14 protein-coding genes are annotated in these 17,576 nt (G+C 55.8%); 10 read left to right on the plus strand and 4 right to left on the minus strand.

Annotation, left to right across the window (positions count from 1 at the left end):
• The first annotated feature begins 5 nt into the window (after positions 1-5).
• The 3 genes from BQ5361_RS03715 to BQ5361_RS03725 all read left to right on the plus strand — a co-directional run bounded on the left by BQ5361_RS03715 (position 6) and on the right by BQ5361_RS03725 (position 2,916).
• Complete coding sequence (locus BQ5361_RS03715; RefSeq protein ID WP_022062819.1) at positions 6-1,208, plus strand: FprA family A-type flavoprotein; 1,203 nt, start codon at positions 6-8, stop codon at positions 1,206-1,208.
• Positions 1,209-1,211: 3 nt separating this feature from the next.
• On the plus strand, positions 1,212-1,583 hold the full coding sequence (locus BQ5361_RS03720) for a thioesterase family protein (protein ID WP_035473207.1): 372 nt from the start codon (positions 1,212-1,214) through the stop codon (positions 1,581-1,583).
• A gap of 91 nt (positions 1,584-1,674) precedes the next feature.
• Positions 1,675-2,916 carry a 6-phosphofructokinase gene (locus BQ5361_RS03725; protein ID WP_022062821.1) on the plus strand — a complete coding sequence of 414 codons (1,242 nt, stop codon included), beginning with the start codon at positions 1,675-1,677 and terminating at the stop codon, positions 2,914-2,916.
• Positions 2,917-2,991: 75 nt separating this feature from the next.
• Here BQ5361_RS03725 and BQ5361_RS03730 read toward each other — a convergent pair whose 3' ends face one another.
• Positions 2,992-3,219, minus strand: a complete 228-nt coding sequence (locus BQ5361_RS03730; RefSeq protein ID WP_022062822.1) for a (4Fe-4S)-binding protein — start codon at positions 3,217-3,219, stop codon at positions 2,992-2,994.
• A 74-nt stretch (positions 3,220-3,293) separates the two neighbouring features.
• Positions 3,294-3,611, minus strand: coding sequence for a hypothetical protein (locus BQ5361_RS03735; protein WP_022062823.1), 318 nt, complete (start codon positions 3,609-3,611; stop codon positions 3,294-3,296).
• 205 nt (positions 3,612-3,816) lie between these two features.
• Here BQ5361_RS03735 and ligA point away from each other — a divergent pair, with 205 nt between their 5' ends.
• The 4 genes from ligA (at position 3,817) to BQ5361_RS03755 (ending at position 9,111) form a co-directional block, all read left to right on the plus strand.
• Complete coding sequence (gene ligA / locus BQ5361_RS03740) at positions 3,817-5,907, plus strand: NAD-dependent DNA ligase LigA (protein WP_035473210.1); 2,091 nt, start codon at positions 3,817-3,819, stop codon at positions 5,905-5,907.
• A gap of 230 nt (positions 5,908-6,137) precedes the next feature.
• Positions 6,138-7,022, plus strand: a complete 885-nt coding sequence (gene dapA, locus BQ5361_RS03745) for a 4-hydroxy-tetrahydrodipicolinate synthase (RefSeq protein WP_035473212.1) — start codon at positions 6,138-6,140, stop codon at positions 7,020-7,022.
• A gap of 81 nt (positions 7,023-7,103) precedes the next feature.
• Positions 7,104-7,844 (plus strand): DUF4919 domain-containing protein, encoded by a 741-nt coding sequence (locus BQ5361_RS03750; protein ID WP_035473215.1) that lies wholly within the window; start codon positions 7,104-7,106, stop codon positions 7,842-7,844.
• Positions 7,845-7,854: 10 nt separating this feature from the next.
• Positions 7,855-9,111 carry a clostripain-related cysteine peptidase gene (locus BQ5361_RS03755; RefSeq protein ID WP_035473217.1) on the plus strand — a complete coding sequence of 419 codons (1,257 nt, stop codon included), beginning with the start codon at positions 7,855-7,857 and terminating at the stop codon, positions 9,109-9,111.
• Between the two features lie 174 nt (positions 9,112-9,285).
• Here the strand turns inward: BQ5361_RS03755 and BQ5361_RS03760 are convergent, their stop codons facing one another.
• Positions 9,286-10,650 carry an MFS transporter gene (locus BQ5361_RS03760; protein ID WP_035473353.1) on the minus strand — a complete coding sequence of 455 codons (1,365 nt, stop codon included), beginning with the start codon at positions 10,648-10,650 and terminating at the stop codon, positions 9,286-9,288.
• 244 nt (positions 10,651-10,894) lie between these two features.
• On the minus strand, positions 10,895-11,755 hold the full coding sequence (locus tag BQ5361_RS03765; protein ID WP_035473218.1) for a bifunctional methionine sulfoxide reductase B/A protein: 861 nt from the start codon (positions 11,753-11,755) through the stop codon (positions 10,895-10,897).
• A 212-nt stretch (positions 11,756-11,967) separates the two neighbouring features.
• Here BQ5361_RS03765 and BQ5361_RS03770 point away from each other — a divergent pair, with 212 nt between their 5' ends.
• The 3 genes from BQ5361_RS03770 to kdpB all read left to right on the plus strand — a co-directional run bounded on the left by BQ5361_RS03770 (position 11,968) and on the right by kdpB (position 17,570).
• Positions 11,968-13,305 (plus strand): sigma-54-dependent transcriptional regulator, encoded by a 1,338-nt coding sequence (locus tag BQ5361_RS03770; RefSeq protein ID WP_035473220.1) that lies wholly within the window; start codon positions 11,968-11,970, stop codon positions 13,303-13,305.
• 511 nt (positions 13,306-13,816) lie between these two features.
• A complete protein-coding gene (gene kdpA / locus BQ5361_RS03780; protein ID WP_035473224.1) occupies positions 13,817-15,514 on the plus strand; it encodes a potassium-transporting ATPase subunit KdpA in 1,698 nt (565 codons plus the stop codon).
• 13 nt (positions 15,515-15,527) lie between these two features.
• Positions 15,528-17,570 carry a potassium-transporting ATPase subunit KdpB gene (gene kdpB, locus BQ5361_RS03785; protein WP_035473226.1) on the plus strand — a complete coding sequence of 681 codons (2,043 nt, stop codon included), beginning with the start codon at positions 15,528-15,530 and terminating at the stop codon, positions 17,568-17,570.
• The last annotated feature ends 6 nt before the right edge of the window (positions 17,571-17,576 follow it).

Genomic DNA, 17,576 nt, shown 5'->3' on the forward strand with positions numbered 1-17,576 from the left:
AACGTATGCAAACAAATGTTAGTATCGCCGAGGGCGTCTATCTGATAGGCGTCAACGACAGGCGGACGGCCCTGTTCGAAAATATCTGGCCCATTCCCTATGGGGTGTCGTACAACTCCTATCTCATACGCGATGACAAGTGTGCGCTGCTCGACACGGTGGAATTCGGCAGCGAGGGTGCGTATCTCGACCGGATTGAGGAGATACTCGGAGAGCGGGAGCTCGACTATCTGGTGGTGAATCATATGGAACCTGACCATTCGGGCGAGATAGGCACGGTGCTGAAGCGTTATCCCTCCGTGAAGCTCATAGGCAATGCCATGACACGTAAGATACTGCTCGGTTATACGGGCGACCTCGGCGACCGGTTCATGGAGGTGAAAGACGGCGATTCGCTGTCATTGGGCAAGCATACGCTCCATTTTTACATGACGCCATGGGTACATTGGCCGGAGACCATGATGACCTATGAATCGACCGAGAAAATACTCTTTTCGGCCGATGCGTTCGGTACTTTCGGAGCTACGGACGGCGCCATGACCGATGCGCTGACCGACCTGGCCGAATACCGGGAGGAGATGAGGCGTTATTACTCCAATATCGTCGGCAAATACGGAGGCATGGTACAGAAGGCGCTCGCCAAACTGTCGTCCCTCGATGTAAAAACGCTTTGTTCGCTGCACGGGCCGGTATGGTCGCGTCAGGCCGGCGAAGTCATCGGGCTTTACGACAAGTGGAGCCGTTGCGAGGCTGACGAGGAAGCCGTTATCATTTATGCCTCCATGTACAACAACACGGCCCACATGGCCAACCACATTGCCGACAGGATGGCCGAACGGGGCGTTACGGGCGTCAAGGTTTATGACGTGTCGAAGACGCACCTCTCCTATCTCATCAGCGAGATTTGGCGCTGCCGTTACGTCATGCTCGGCAGCTGCGCCTATAATGCCGATATGTTCCCGCTCATGGAGCTGCTCTGCAACTCCATGCTGCACTACGGACTCAAGAACCGGGAACTGGCCATTTTCGGGAGCTGCAGTTTCGGGGGCGGCGGCGTGCGTTCGCTCCGGAAATTCGCCGAAGCGAGCGGTTGGGAGTTGATGTGCGAGCCGGTGGAGGTGACCGGTACGGCGACGCCCGCCAACCTTGCGAAATTCGAGCCTTTGGCCGATGCTGTGGCCGAAAGGATTAAGGCAGGGAGGAAGTAGACCATGCCGGAGAAGGGATTGAAATACGTTGCCCGGACGACGGTCGGGGCCGACAATACGGCATTGGCGATGGGGTCCGGCGACATGGAGGTCTTCGCTACGCCCGCTATGGTCGCGCTGATGGAGCATGCCGCGATGCATGCCGTCGCTGCCGACCTTCCCGAAGGGAGCACGACAGTCGGCGCCAGCATGGAGACGACGCACGTCAGGCCGTCGGCCGTCGGGGCCGTCATCGCCGCGGAGGCGGAACTCGTGGAGACGGAGGGACGCAGGCTCACCTTCCGGGTAGCCGCTTTCGACGGGGAGGCGCTGATAGGCGAAGGAACCCATGTGCGTTATATCGTGGACCGGGCCAAATTCCTGTCGAAGCTTTGAATCCGCATCTTTCGGAACGGTCTCCGCGCAGGGAAGGCCGGGAACGGAGGGGGAGCTATATGGAACGAACTTGTAAAAGATAAGCAGTGCAATGAAAAATGCTATAGCCATACTTGCCGGGGGTGGCCCGGCACCGGGCATGAATACCGTTATCAGCAGCGTTGCGAAGACCTTTCTGGGACACGGATACCGTGTGATAGGGCTTCACGACGGTTACAAAGGGCTCTTTTCCAGAGAGCCCAAAATGCTGGACATAGACTACGGCCTGGCCGACGAGATTTTCGCCCGCGGCGGGTCGTACCTCCACATGAGCCGTTACAGGCCCAGCGACGAGGACTTTGCCGAACGGTTCAACCTCGGTTTTTTCGTCGATAACAACGTCCGGCTGCTCGTGACCATCGGCGGCGACGATACGGCTTCGACAGCCAATCGGATAGCGAAATTTCTCGAAGAAAAGCACTATCCCATCGCCAATATCCATGTGCCGAAAACCATAGATAACGACCTGCCTTTGCCCGATGGAATGCCGACTTTCGGATACGAGTCGGCCAAGGACAAGGGGAGCGTTATCGCCCGCACGGTGTATGCCGATGCATGTACCAGCAGCAACTGGTTCGTCATTACGGCGATGGGACGTTCGGCCGGGCATCTTGCCTTCGGAATAGGGACGGCCGCCCATTACCCCATGATAGTGATACCGGAGATGTTCAACCGGACGGAAATCACGGTGGACAAGATTCTGCGGCTGGTCGTTTCGTCGATGGTGAAACGCCGTCTGATGGGGATGAATTACGGTGCGGCAATGATATCCGAAGGGGTGTTTCATGAACTCAAACCCGAAGAGATAGCTGCTGCCGGCGTATGTTTCTCCTACGACGACCATGGCCATCCGGAGTTGTGGAAGGTGTCGAAAGCGCATGTGTTCTGTACGCTGATAGACGACAAACTGGCGAAAATTAACCTGAAGGTGCGTCCGCGGCCGGTGGAACTCGGTTATGAGATGCGATGCCAGACGCCGGTAGCCTATGACCTCGAGTACTGTTCCACGCTCGGGGTGGGGGTTTACAAACTCTTCTCGGAAGGGAAGACGGGATGTATGGTTTGTGCGGACCGGACGGGACGTATCGGACACCTCTATCTCCGGGATATTCAGGACCCGGTGACGGGCAAGATTCCGCCCCGGACGGTGGATATCGAATCCGACCGGTGCAGGTATGTGATTGACAATCTCCTGTCGTATGTGGGGCCGGCGGATTACGAGGCGGCGCGCCGGTATGTGCCGGACCCGGAGAATTACGACCTGTACAATATTCTCGAATGGGAAAGGCCTTGACGGATACCGCAGCGGCCAAAAGAGAAGGCAGACCATAACGGTCTGCCTTCTCTTTTGGAGCGGTTTGTGAACGGATTATCCTTTCGGTTCCGTCTTCGACCACGACAAGGCTCCGCTCGGGCACATCTCCACCACCCGGATGATTTCGTCGGTAGAGGCGCCCCGTACATCCACCCACGGACGTTTCTTCGCGTTGAAAACCTTCGGAAGATGGCTTACGCATTCGGCGGCGTGCCAGCAAAGCTCCGGTTTCCAATGCACCGTTATCTCCCCGTTGTCGTAATGTTTGTGATTCTCTGCCATAATCTTGTCCTTTTGTTTGTCGGTTTGTCTGTCAGGAGGTTACGGGGCCGTCCCTCCGCAAAGCTGCGAACCCTCTATTCGTCCTCCTCGTCGGATTCGTCGTCCGGTCTGTCGGCGAGTTCATCCGCACCTTTTATTTCGTCGTTATAATACTCCTTATCGTCGTCGTCCTCTATCTGTCCGTCCACATTGACGTCTATCTTGACGAGGTAATTCGTATCTTCCGTCTCGAATACGACGGCATAGAAGAAATCGCCCGGTCCTTTGTCTATGCGCATCATGTGGTCGGTAAAACCGTAAGGGTACTGTTTCCTCACCTCTTCCTGCAGCTCTTCGGGCATGTTCTGCAGTTTGACAACTACACGTTTCTTATTTGTCTTTACGTTTGGCATAGTCTGAAAAAAATTTTTGCAAGTATAAGCAAAATTTGCAAGACAAGTACCAAATCGGAGTTTTTTCAGCGAAAAAACGTTTTGTGCCTTGCAGGGCCTTCAGACAACGATTTTCAGCAGGTTTGTGCTGATAGGAACGACAAAATCCGTACCTTTATCGTGTCCGTAGCGGATATTGGAAAAGAATAGACGAAATAGTGTATCTATGGCCCCGAAAGAGAGGATAGAGGAGCTGCGCGAAAAGCTTAATGAGTACAACAGATTATATTATGTGGAGAATACTCCGGCCGTGAGCGACAGACAGTTCGACGAGATGCTGCGCGAACTGCAGGAACTGGAGCAACGATATCCGGAGTATTACGATGTCAATTCGCCCACCCAGCGGGTGGGCAGTGATATGACGAACCGTTTCGAGGCCGTCCGGCACCGTTATCCGATGATGTCGCTGGCGAACACCTATTCGCTGGAAGAGCTCCGTGAATTTTACGACCGGGTGACGAAGGAGACGGGCGATACGGAGTTCGCCTGCGAACTCAAATTCGACGGTACGGCTATTTCACTCACTTACGAGGAGGGCAGGCTGGTCCGTGCCGTGACGCGCGGCGACGGTACGATGGGTGACGATGTGACGGCCAACGTGCGTACCATACGCAGTATTCCGCTGGTACTCTCCGGAGACGACTGGCCCCGGTATTTCGAGATGCGGGGGGAGATATATATGCCCCGTGCGGTGTTTGCCGCCCTGAACCGGGAGAAGGAGGAGATAGGGGAGCAGCCTTTCGCCAATCCGCGCAATGCGGCGGCCGGGACGCTGAAACTGCAGAACTCCTCGGTGGTTGCATCGCGGCGTTTGGAGTGTTTCCTGTATGCCATGGCAGGCGAAGGATTGCCTTATGAATCGCATTGGGAGAATTTGAACAAGGCTCGGGAGTGGGGATTCCGTATTTCGGACCACATGCGGCTGTGCCGTACCTGGGAGGAGATTATCGGTTTCATAGACGATGCCGACCGACTGCGGCCGAACCTGCCGTACGATACGGACGGTGCGGTAGTCAAGGTCGACCGTTACGACCTGCAGCGTCGTCTCGGCTCTACAGCCAAGGCACCCCGATGGGCCGTAGCCTACAAGTTCAAGGCTGAGCAGGCACTCACCCGTTTGGTGTCGGTCGAGTTTTCGGTAGGGCGTACGGGGGCTGTCACGCCGGTGGCAAACCTCGAGCCGGTACAGCTTGCCGGTACGACGGTGAAACGGGCGTCCCTTCACAATGCCGACCAGATAGCGCTGCTCGATGTGCGCCTCGACGATATGGTCTATGTGGAGAAAGGGGGGGAAATCATCCCCAAGATAACCGGTGTCGAGGAGGCGATGCGAAGACCGGACAGCAAACCTTTCGAGTTCGTCACACACTGTCCGCAGTGCGGAGCGGAGCTCGTAAGGTACGAAGGCGAAGCGGCCTGGTACTGTCCCAACAGCAGCGGCTGTCCTCCCCAGATAGTCGGACGTATCGTACATTTCATCTCCCGCAAGGCGATGGATATCGAGGGAATAGGCGAGGAGACCGCCGCACTTTTCTATTCGGAAGGGATGGTTCGGGATGTGGCCGACCTGTATGACCTGAAGCCGGAACAGGTGGCGGTGTTGCCCCGGTTGGGCGAGAAGTCTGCGGCCAACATTATGGAAAGCCTTCTCCGTTCGCGCGAAGTTCCGTTTGCACGTGTGCTCTACGCATTGGGCATACGGTTTGTCGGCGAGACGACGGCCCGCAACCTTGCGGCGCATTTCAGGAGCCTCGATGCCGTCATGGCCGCCTCGCAGGAGGAGCTCGCTCAGGCCGAAGAGGTGGGCGACAAGATTGCCGGCAGTATTCGGGAGTATTTCGCCGACCCGGTGAATCTACGTATCGTCGAGCGGCTGCGGGCCGCCGGCGTGCAATTCGCAGCCGACGAAGAGCAGCGGCTCTCCGATTCGCTGGCAGGGTTGCATATCGTTATTTCCGGCACGTTCCGCCGTCACAGCCGGGATGAGCTGAAAGCGCTGATAGAGTCGCACGGCGGGCGCAACCTCGCGGCCGTCTCGAAAAATGCGGATTATCTGCTGGCGGGCGACAACATGGGGCCTGCGAAACTGGCCAAGGCCACGAAGCTCGGTGTACGGATAATTTCCGAAGAGGATTTCGAGCGCATGGTGGAAGAAGGGGTGGAGAAGACGGCCGCAGAGAGACCTATGGCAAATGGGGAACCCACCGATGGTATTGTTCCGGATACGGACGGAACGGGCCAACAATCACTGTTTTAATTTTTGCCCTATCCTTATTTTATGGGTGTTTTAATTTATTTATTTTTACTTTTTGTCTATATATTTTCGGTAGGATAAGAAAAAAATATCTATATTTGCCTGACGAACGGGAAGGACTTCCTGTCGGGCAGATGAGCATCCGTTAGAAAATGGCGGAAAGATGTCGGTTTCTTTTGCCTTGTCGGTGTATCGGCAGTTTGCCGGCGGATGGAATTTTATAAGATGAACGTATGAAACCTTTTCCTTCGGGACTCGGGGTTGCTTTGGTTACCCCGTTTCAGGATAACGGAGCGATTGATTTTCCGGCTTTGGACGCATTGGTGGACTATGTGACAGCCGGCGGTGTGGACTATCTGGTGGCTCTCGGTACTACAGCCGAAACCCCGACTCTCTCTACGGCCGAGCGCAAGGCCGTTCTCGAACGTATCAAAAGCCGCAGTGCCGGTCGTCTGTCGTTGGTTGCGGGGATAGGAGGCAACGATACGGCTGCCGTCGTGGCCGCTCTGCATGATTTCGACCTCGCAGGGGTGGACGCGATACTCAGTGTGACGCCGTTTTACAACCGTCCTTCGCAGCGTGGGCTGTACGAACATTTCCGAGCGGTCGCGGATGCCTCTCCGGTACCGGTCATTTTGTATAACGTACCGAGCCGGACAGGAGTCAACATGCAACCGCAGACTACGTTGAAACTTGCCGAAGAGACCGGCAACATTATCGCCGTCAAGGAGGCGAGCGGCGACATGGAGCAGGTCGACGAGCTGATAGCCGGCAGGCCGGACGGTTTCCATGTATTGTCGGGAGACGATGCGTTGGCCGTACCCTTGATTGAAAAGGGGGGCGACGGGCTTATCTCCGTCGTGGCCAATGCCTATCCGGCCTATATGGCGGAGATGGTGGGGGCGGCGATGGCACAGGATGCGAAGCGCTCGCACAGGTTGTGGAGCGACATCGCGGAGCTTGAGAAGAGCCTTTTCGCCGAAGGCAATCCGACGGGTATAAAAGCCGCCTTGAGTATCAAAGGATTGATTGCAAACAACCTGCGCCTGCCTCTGGTGGCGTCGTCGCCGGAACTTTCCGACAGGATACGCCTTCTCGCTTCGGAAGCCGGTCTCTGACGACGGGGGCTGACCTGGACGTTTCGGACGGAGACAGAGAAAGCGGGCCAATAAATACCGCCCGTTGAACGTTATTGATATATGCGTAAATTATTCGTTATTTTGTTGGCGGCCGTGCTGGCAGCCCCTGCGCTGTCGGGACAGGTCGCTCCCGACAACGACGACATATTCGAACAGACCATCAACAACGAGTCGCCCTATTACTATTCGGCTTTGATGCTGCGGTATAATTCGGGCGATACGACGCTGACGGAAAAGGATTATTATTACCTTTACTACGGATATGCCTTTTCGGACGATTATCATCCGTTGGCTCCCATACCGGCGGAAGATAAGGTATTGATGGCTTTCGAGAAGGCGCACGGCGACCCCTCCGAGGAAAACATGCGCGACATCATCCGTTACGCGGAGGAGGTGATGCGGTCGGATCCGTTCAGCCCCACGAACCTCAATTTCCTCGCCTATGCCTACGGGGCCGTCGGGGACACGCTGAATGAACGGATAAACTACGACCGGCTGAACAAGGTGCTCGCTGCGATAAGCGCTTCGGGGACGGGGTTGACGGAGAAGTCGCCCATGCATGTGCTGCGGTTTTCGCATGCCAGCGACGTGTTGGGGACGCTGGGACTCTCCGTAGCCAAACGATTGGTCGTTTCGCGTACCACGGAGTATATTACGGTTGCGAACGAGAACGGGCGGCAGTTGAGCAAGGGATATTATTTCGATTACAGCCGGGTTTACTGGGGCAATCCGGAAGATGCTCCGCAGAAAGAACGCCGGTGGAAAATAAATGACTATCCGATAGGCGGATATGATAAATAAAAGGTGCGGTATGAGTGTTTTTGACAGGATAAGGAGAACGTTTCTCGTCGTTGCGACGGCAGCGGCATTCGTCGGCTGCACGAAGGGACCGGTGTGTCCCGGCGGACCGGGCTGCGAGCCGACCGAAGGCAGCCATACATTTCTCATTTACGCAGTGACGAACAACAATTTGTGGCGTTACATCAGAGGGAATGTCAACATGGCGATGGAAGCGGTCCGTGCGGGGCTTCCGGCCGATACGCGGGTGTTGGTCTATTGGGACGGACTGACGAACTATACGGGCGAAAGTAAGACGGTGCTGACGGAAATCGTAAAGGAGAACGGGGAGGTAATCGAACGGGTATTGAAGCAGTATGGCGAGCAGGATTCGACCGACCCCGCCGTCATGAAGGCCGTTCTGCAGGACGTACAGTATTATGCGCCGGCCGAAGTGTACGGCATTTCGCTGCACGGCCACGGAACGGGGTGGTTCCCGCCCGAACTCAACAATCTGCGGCAGCCCATGTCGGGCGAACCCTATATCGAACACGACCTGCGGCGGCCTGACAATGCGCTGACCAGGGCCTATGGTCCCGACGGGGAAGAGTATATGTCCGCCGGGGATTTGGCGGAGGGACTCTCGGAGATAAAGTTCGATTATGTGATATTCGACGTCTGTTTCATGTCTTCCATCGAGTTGCTGTACGACTTGAAGGACAATGCCCGTTACATTCTGGCTTCGCCGGCGGAGATAATGGGCAAGGGGATACCTTATCACAAGGTGCTGCCGTTGCTCTTCAGCCGTGATTATCCCATCGACCGCAGGCTCGCTTCGGCGGCTTCTGCAATTGTGGAGTATTACAGGGAAGAGAGTTATCCTTCGGCTGCATTTACGGTCGTCGCGACCGCCGGCCTGCAGGGTGTGGCCGATGCCGTGAAACGGATATTCGCGGCCGGGGTGGAAGAGCCCGATTTCGGCGAGATACAGTACCTCGAAGTATTGGAGCCCGAACACGCTTTTTTCGACCTGAAAGATTATCTGAAGAACATTACCGGAAACGGTGCGGCGAAGAGTGCCTATGCTGAGTTCGAGACGGCTTTGGCGAACGCCATCGTGGCGGAAAGCCATACTCCGCAGATATACTCTGCGTTGGGAACCGGTCTTTCGGGCGGTTTTTTCCCTGCGGACGATGTGTGCGGCATCTCCTCCTACATTCCGCGGGAGTGGCTGCCCGTAACGCGGGAGGCTTGGTACGCTACGGCATGGGCCCGGTACGTAATGCCCTGAAAAAGCGGGTACGGTCGGTAAATGCTGCGCAGGCACGGAATCGTTTCCCGTGCCTGTGCTTTTTGTTGCCGCTTGGCGGCTTGTTTTTCAGACAGAAAATTTTTTTACGTGCCGGAAACCGCTTTTTTGACCGGGTGGGTGGTATCTGGAGTAGGTACGCATCCTTAAAATCCGTCAACGTTTTTTGGCCGGGCGCAGTTCCCGGGGCATGGGAAGCGAGAGCCGGGTGAAACTGATGACCGCACCGGCGGCGGCGAAACCGCCCGCGAGAATGAGTGCAGTGTGAATGCTGTCGGTCGAGGTGATGTGGAAGAGCAGGGCCACGAGTGCGGCTCCGGTAGTCTGTCCCAACAGTCTCGCCGTAGCGAGCATGCCGCTTGCACTTCCGCTTCGGTGAGGCGGTGCCGAGCCTACCATGATGCTGTTGTTCGGCGACTGGAAGAGCCCGAATCCGAGCCCGCAGAGGACGAGGCGCCAGATGATATCTATTTCGCGGGGCTGGGGCGGAAGCCAGGCGAGCAGAAAGAGCCCGCAGGTCATGACGGAGAGTCCGATGCCTCCCAGCAATCCTGCATGTACGCGTTCGACGAGTATGCCTGCGAGCGGTGCTACGACCACGATGACGGCCGGCCAGGCCGTCATGACGAGACCTGTGGTGACGGCACTGTATCCGAACGTATGCTGGAGATAGAACGGCAGGGCCACCATGGCCGACATTTGGGCAATGAACGAACAGATGGAGGTGAGTACCGAAACCGAAAATATCGGTATCTTCAGCAGGTCGAACGGAAGGATGGGGTAGGGCTTGTGTAACTGACTGCGCACGAAGAGCGTTCCGACGATGAGCAGGAGAATGATGCCCGTGGTGATGTAGCGCGGGTCTATCCCGTGTGCATATCCTTCTATCGAAGCGATGAGCAGACCGAAAGTCAGGGCGTTCATCGCGCCGTCGCGCCAGTCGAACCGCCGTCCGGCCACTTTTACAGGATTGTCGGGCAGGAAACGTCGGCTCAGGAAGAAGGCCGTAATGCCGATGGGAATATTGATTGCGAAGAGCCATTGCCAGGGGGCAACGGCGAGTATTCCCGCCGCTATCGTCGGGCCCGCGACGGAAGAGACCGCCACGACCGTGGCATTAAGCCCCATGCCACGACCCAGGTGGTTGCGCGGATAGATGATGCGTATGAGTGTGGTATTCACGCTGGTGACCGCTGCGGCACCGAATCCCTGGCATACCCGTGCCGCCACGAGCGTGGCGAGTGAGTCGGAGAGCGCACACCCGGCCGAAGCAATGGTGAAGAGCAGCAGTCCGCCGATGTATATTTTCCGGTAGCCGATGACGTCGCCGAGAGCCGAGAAAGAGAGGAGCGATACCACGATAGCCAACTGGTAGGCGTTTACTATCCAGATGGAGTTTGCCGGCGAAATGTTCAGCAGGCTGCCTATCGTCGGGAGCGCCACGTTGGCGATGGCTCCGTCGAGGACGGAGAGCGATACGCCGAATGTAACGGCCAGTATGGCCCATAATCGTTTGGGCATGGGTATCCCGTTCCATTCCGTATTGCCGGAGATGACGGGTGCCCCTCCCGTCGTACTGCCGTTCGCCTGACCTGTCATAATGAATTGCCGAAATCGGCTGCAAAGATAACTCCCAGCAGGGTATCGAACAATTTTTACAGGCGGAAATCGGGCCGAATACCCTGAACGGGACAGGGCCGACGACTGACCGGCCTCTCTGTCGCACCTTTATCGGAAAAGAGGCCGGAGATATCATGTATCGGTTTCAGAACCGGCGGGTATATCTGTGACAGTAGGGTGTCGTCCCTTTCCGTTCGTAGTAATTCTGGTGGTAATCTTCCGCTTTCCAGAAGGGACCGGCGGGCGAAAGGCGGGTGGCTATGTCATAGCCTTTCGCCACCAGCTCGTCGATAAGCCTTTCCGCGGTTCGGTGCTGTGCCTCGCTGTTATAGAAGATTTCCGAGCGGTACTGCCTGCCGATGTCCGGGCCCTGCCGATTGACCTGTTCCGGGTCATGTATCTCAAAAAAGAGGCGGGCGAGCGCTTCGTAAGTGGTCTGCGTCGGGTCGAAGGTGACCCGTACCGCTTCAGCATGGCCCGTGCGGTCGCTGCATACCTCTTCGTAAGAAGGTGCCGGGACGCTGCCGCCCGTATAGCCCGATTCAACGGAGATAACGCCGGGTGCCTTTTGCATGTAGTATTCCACACCCCAGAAACACCCTCCGGCGAAAACAGCCGTTTCGTAGCCGTTTGTGGCTTCGGACCGTGTCTCCGGAATGAATTCCAACGATATGGAATTGACGCAGTGGCGGGTGTTCTTCGGGGTGAATCTTTCGCCGGTAAAGACGTGGCCGAGATGGCCTCCGCAGGCCGCACAGACGATTTCGGTACGGATGCCGTCGGCATCGGGCCGGCGGATGACCGCGCCCGGTATCGCGTCGTCGAAACTTGGCCAGCCGCATCCGGCATCGAACTTGTCTGCCGACCGGTAGAGCGGAGTTCCGCATTGACGGCAGACGTATGTACCGGGCTGCCGGTTGTTCCAGTATTTGCCGCTGAACGGCATCTCCGTTCCCTTGTTTATGATGACATGCCGTTCCGATTCGCTCAATTCTCTCTTTTTCATGGTATCGGTCGAATTTCAGTGCAAGTTAATCAATCTCTTTTTTTGAACGTTCGATTTAGCGCATGGAGACTGACATTATTTTTTGCCCTATTTTTGTATCCCGTATGCATAAAGCCTGCCGTTTTGTTCCCGGATTGGTAAAGGCGGACGGAAACCGTCCGGCATGTTTCCAGGCAGCGGCGGATTGAAACAGGGGAAGAATGAAGTATCGTATGGCAAAGGTGCTTATCATAGACGACGAAATGCAACTGCGCAGACTACTCTCGCGTATTATCGGACTCGAAGGATATGAAGTCGCGGAGGCGGCGGACTGCGCTTCGGGAATGAAGATGCTCCGGCAGCACGAGCCGGATGTGGTGCTCTGCGATGTCAAATTGCCGGACGGCAGCGGCGTGGAGCTCGTGAGCAGAATCAAGGAGGCGGCACCTGCGGTGGAAGTTATCCTGATGACCGCATACGGCAACATTCCAGACGGTGTGCAGGCCATTAAGAACGGAGCTTTTGATTACATTACCAAAGGTGACGACAATAACAAGATACTGCCGTTGCTCAGCCGTGCCTCCGAAAAGGCCCAGATGCAGCGGCGACTCGCCCGTTTCGAGGACAAACTTTCCGAGGAGAACTCCTTCGACCGGGTTATCGGCTCTTCGGCGGCACTTCGGGAGGCGGTAGAGCTCGCCCGGAAGGTGGCGGTGACAGATACCTCCGTACTGCTGACCGGTGAAACGGGTACGGGAAAGGAGGTGTTCGCCCGGGCCATCCACCATGCCAGTCGTCGGGCGCACGAGGCGTTCGTTGCCGTGAACTGTTCCGCCTTTTCCAAGGAGCTGCTGGAAAGCGAACTGTTCGGCCACCGGGCGGGGAGTTTCACAGGGGCTACCAAAGACAAGAAAGGACTTGTGGAGGAGGCCGACGGAGGGACTCTTTTCCTCGATGAAATAGGCGAAATGCCGCTGGAACTGCAGACCAAACTGCTTCGGGTACTCGAAAACGGTGAGTTTATCAAGATAGGAGAGACACGTCCCACCAAGGCCGACCTGCGTATTATCGCAGCGACTAACCGAGACCTGGAAAAGGAGATAAAAGCCGGTAACTTTCGGGAAGACCTCTTTTTCCGCCTCTCCGTTTTCCGGATACAGCTCCCGTCGCTCAACCAAAGACGGGGCGATATCGCCGATTATGTCCGCTATTTTGCCGGTCTTTTCTCGGCCAAGATGGGGAAACGCATCGAAAATATCGACAAGGGATATATCGAAGCCATGGAGAACCATACGTGGCGGGGTAACGTGCGCGAACTGCGCAATGCCGTGGAGCGCAGTATGATAATGGCCGACAGCAATGTGCTCTCTGTGGGAACGCTTCCGCCCGAATTCCGTAACGATGCGGGAGTGGCCGCAGACGGTTCCATGACGCTTGAGGACGTGGAACGGAACCACATCGTGAAGATACTGGAGTATACGGGCGGCAACAAGAGCGAAGCGGCCCGCCTGCTCGGTATAGGCGTGGCGACGTTGTACCGTAAACTGGAGAGTTGGGGCCTGAAATCCTGAGCTGCAGGAACGGCCGTGTCCTTTCAAATTGAGAGAGGGAGCCTATCATTTTGATAGACTCCCTCTCTTTTTCGTATTTGTTTGATTGGTTACAAGTGGTTTATAATCATTTAATTATCTTGTATTGGAGCTTTTTGGCATCCGCTTGGTTAAGGGGGAAGCGTCGGAAGTTAAGGACGGTACATGAATGGATGTTGTATTTGTAATCGTATTGTCGTGTATCATACTGTATATGATATGCCGCATATTTTCAGGCTTTGTGAAACAATTGTCTAACTCGAAAAGGAAAATGAAATGAGATGAATGGATTCGTAATGTTTTTGCTTTTGGTCGCACTCGGCCTGTTGTGCTACCTGTTTTTCTACAAATGTGTGGATTGGTTTGAAAAAATATGATTGAGAGATGTTTACCACATTGTTCATACTGAGCGTCGTCGGGTTCGTGTACATGATGTACGTACTCGTCAAACCCGAAGAATTCTGATAGTCTACTCACAAAAATGAAGAAATAAATGAATACGGAGATTTTAGGCGTCATACTGCAATGGGTGTGCCTGGTAGTGCTCTGCTATCCGCTGGGACGCCACATTGCGAAGGTGTACAAGGGGGAGAAGAACATCATGGACTTCATGGCCCCCGTAGAACGTTTTATCTATAAGGTCTGCGGCATCGACCCGGAACGCGAGATGAACTGGAAGCAGTTCCTGAAAGCGCTGTTGACCGTGAACCTGTTCTGGTTCATATGGGGTATGGTGCTGCTCGTGTGTCAGGGATGGCTGCCGCTGAATCCGGACGGCAATCCGGGCCAGACACCCGACCAGGCGTTCAATACGTGCATATCGTTCATGGTCAACTGCAACCTCCAACATTACAGCGGGGAAACCGGTCTGAGCTACTTTACCCAACTGTTCGTCATCATGCTGTTCCAGTTCATCACGGCCGCCTGTGGTATGGCAGCTTTGGCCGGGATATTCAAGGGTATGGCAGCCAAGACGACCAAGTCGATAGGGAACTTCTGGGTATACCTGACCCGCAGCGTCACCCGTATCCTGATGCCTCTGTCGCTGCTGGTGGGTATCCTGCTCGTGATAAACGGTACGCCCATGTCCTTCGACGGCAAGCAGACGCTTACAACGCTGGAAGGCGCCACGCAGGAGATTTCGCAGGGACCGACGGCAGCCATCGTCCCCATCAAGCAGCTCGGTACGAACGGCGGCGGTTATTTCGGCGTGAACTCTTCGCACCCGCTGGAGAACCCGAATGCCTTCACCAACATGCTCGAATGCTGGTCTATCCTTATCATCCCGATGGCGATGGTGTTCGCGCTGGGCTTCTACCTGAAACGCCGTAAGTTGGCCGCGTGCATCTTCACGGTCATGCTGGCGGCCTATACGTGCGGCATCGTCATATCCGTATGGCAGGAGATGGCGGGAAGTCCGCAGATAGACGAAATGGGTATCGCACAGGACCTCGGTTCCATGGAGGGCAAGGAGATAAGAATCGGTTCGGCCGCTTCGGCTATGTGGGGTATGACCACAACCGTCACTTCGAACGGTTCGGTCAATTCCATGCACGATTCGCAAACGCCTCTCAGCGGGATGCTCCAGATGCTGAACATGCAGATAAACTGCTGGTTTGGTGGCGTAGGCGTCGGTTTCATGAACTACTATGCCTTCCTTATCATCGCCGTATTCATCAGCGGCCTCATGGTAGGGCGTACGCCGGAGTTCCTCGGCAAGAAAGTGGAGGCCCGCGAAATGAAAATCGCCACCATGGTCGTATTGATGCATCCGTTCCTCATTCTCGTCGGTACGGGCCTCGCGTCGTGGCTTGCCGCCAGAAATCCGGAATTGGCATCGAGTTGGCTGAACAACCCGTCGTTCCACGGATTGAGCGAAATGCTGTACGAGTATACCTCTTCGGCCGCCAACAACGGTTCCGGTTTCGAAGGCCTTTCGGACAATACGCCTTTCTGGAACATCACGACCGGCATTGTCCTGATTATGGGTCGTTATTTCCCGATTGTAGGACAGGTGGCGATAGCCGGGCTGCTGGCCGGCAAGAAGTTCGTTCCCGAAAGCGCAGGTACGCTCAAGACCGATACGGCGACCTTCTCGGTCATGACCTTCGCCGTCATCATCATCGTGGCAGCCCTGTCGTTCTTCCCTGCACTCGCACTTGGGCCAATAGCCGATTATCTGACTTTTTAAATAGCAACCGAATATGAAACGCAACAGAAATATTTCACTGTTCGACAAATCCCTTTTACGCCAGAGCTTGCACGCCTCTTTTGTGAAGCTCGACCCGCGGAAGATGATAAAGAGCCCCATCATGTTCACGGTGGAGGTGGTGACTTTCGTCATGCTGCTCCTGCTCGTGTACATAGCTGTGACCGGCGACCGGTCGCAGGGGTCGTTCGCCTACAATTTCGTTGTCTTCGTCGTTCTGTTTCTTACGGTACTTTTCGCCAATTTCGCCGAAGCGATAGCCGAGGCACGCGGCAAGGCGCAGGCCGATTCGCTCCGCAAGACGCGTGAGGAAACGCCGGCCAAACTCGTCGCCGCCGACGGTCAGGTCCGTATCGTCAGCAGCTCGGAGTTGAAACAGGGCGATGTCTTTGAATGCGTAGCCGGAGATACGGTCGCTGCCGATGGAGAAATCATCGAAGGACTGGCCTCCATAGACGAAAGCGCCATTACGGGCGAGTCCGCACCGGTGATACGCGAGGCCGGGGGCGACAAGAGTTCCGTGACCGGCGGTACGAAGGTGCTGTCGGACCGGATACTGGTAAAGGTGACGGCACGCCCCGGGGAAAGTTTCCTCGACCGGATGATAGCCCTCGTGGAAGGTTCCTCGCGTCAGAAGACGCCGAACGAAATCGCGCTCACCATCCTGCTGGCCGGCTTTACCATCGTATTTATCATCGTTTGCGCTACGCTGAAACCGTTCGCGGATTACGTGGGTGCCAACATCACGGTGGCCGCTTTCATATCGCTGTTCGTCTGCCTCATACCGACTACCATCGGCGGGTTGCTCTCTTCCATCGGCATTGCGGGAATGGACCGTGCGCTGCGTGCCAATGTCATTACCAAATCGGGTAAGGCGGTCGAAACGGCCGGCGACATCGATACGCTGCTGCTCGACAAAACGGGGACGATTACGATAGGAAACCGCAAGGCGACCGGATTCTACCCGGCCGACGGAATTGATGCAGGGGAATTCGTCCGCTTGTGCGTGCTTTCATCGATAGCCGACCAGACGCCCGAAGGCAAGTCGATTGTGGAACTCGGTGCCGATAACGGTGTTCGGATTGACCCGATGCAGCTGGTCGGAGTCCGTATGGTGAATTTTACGGCCGAAACTAAATGTTCCGGAGTGGACATGCCGGACGGCGTTCGTATCCGTAAGGGTGCATCGGAAACCATCCGTCGTATCGTGACCGAGGCAGGCAACGAGTATCCGGAAGCAATCGACCGTACCGTATGCCGGATTTCCGAAAACGGCGGTACACCGCTCGTCGTCTGCGAGAACGACCGTGTCATGGGAGTCATCGAATTGCAGGACATCATCAAGACCGGTATTCGCGAACGTTTCGAACGTCTGCGCAAGATGGGTGTGAAAACGGTGATGGTCACGGGGGACAATCCTCTTACTGCGAAGTATATAGCCGAAAAGGCCGGGGTGGACGATTTTATCGCCGAGGCCAAACCGGAAGACAAACTCGAATACATCCGGCGCGAGCAGCGCGGGGGCAAACTGGTGGCCATGATGGGCGACGGTACGAACGATGCTCCGGCTCTCGCACAGGCCGATGTGGGCGTTGCGATGAACAGCGGTACGCAGGCGGCCAAAGAGGCGGGCAACATGGTGGACCTCGACAACGACCCGACCAAACTGATAGAGATTGTCGAAATCGGCAAACAGTTGCTTATGACACGCGGGACGCTGACCACGTTCTCCATCGCCAACGACGTCGCGAAGTATTTCGCCATCGTGCCCGCGCTGTTCATAGCTTCCATTCCTTCGTTGCAGGCTCTCAACATCATGCACCTGCATTCGCCCGAAAGCGCAATCCTGTCGGCTATCATCTTCAATGCCGTCATCATTCCGCTGCTCATTCCGCTGGCACTTCGCGGTGTGGCCTACAAGCCCATCGGTGCTTCGGCTCTGCTGCGTCGGAACCTGTTCATCTACGGTCTCGGCGGTCTGATAGCCCCGTTCATCGGCATCAAGCTGATTGACATGATAGTAAGTGTATTTTTTTAAATTGGG

This window comes from Tidjanibacter massiliensis (genome assembly GCF_900104605.1).
GTDB classification, from domain to species: domain Bacteria; phylum Bacteroidota; class Bacteroidia; order Bacteroidales; family Rikenellaceae; genus Tidjanibacter; species Tidjanibacter inops.